Genomic DNA, 557 nt, shown 5'->3' with positions numbered 1-557 from the left:
CCAACGCCCAGAACTGGCCCATTCCCGCTGGGTTGGGCCAGTTCTGGGCGTTGGGCCAGCCTGTCGTCGCCGCGGGGGAGAGTCCGTTCGTGCCCCGCACCTGCGCGGCCGTGAGGCCACCGCGGGCGGGCACCCCCGGCGGGGTCGGTCCGCCGGGCCCACCCATCGGCCCGGCCACCGGTGCGGCCATCGCCGGTGCCATCTGGGGTGCCATCGCCGCCGCCGGAGCCGCGGGCATGGGCGCGGCCATCGGAGCGGCCATGGGTGCAGCCATGGGCATCTGCATCGGCAGCTGCATCGGCGACGGCACCGGTGACATCGCAGCCGCCGCCGCAGGCATGGGCGCAGGCATGGGCGCAGGCGTCGGCGCCGGAACCGACTGCGGAAACACCTGCGCCGCCGCCGGCATGGGCACCGGCGCGGGGGCGGGAGCCGGAGCGGGCGCGGGCATCGGCACGCCGCCCCCCATCGACTGGGCCTGCGCCGCGAGCCCCTGGAACCCCGCCCCGTTCGTCGCTCCGACCAGCCGGTCCACCGCCGCCGTACCCGAGCTGTAG

The 557-nt window shown here is 77.4% G+C and carries 1 pseudogene; it reads left to right on the top strand.

Features of this window, described 5'->3' with window-relative positions:
* Positions 1-557 (top strand): annotated as a pseudogene (locus BZL64_RS42100) (hypothetical protein); the annotation flags it as partial.

This window comes from Streptomyces bobili, from assembly GCF_002154575.1.
GTDB classification, from domain to species: Bacteria; Actinomycetota; Actinomycetes; order Streptomycetales; family Streptomycetaceae; genus Streptomyces; species Streptomyces bobili.
The sequence above is the reverse complement of the archived record's forward strand: the minus strand, read 5'-3'. Positions and strand labels throughout refer to the sequence as shown.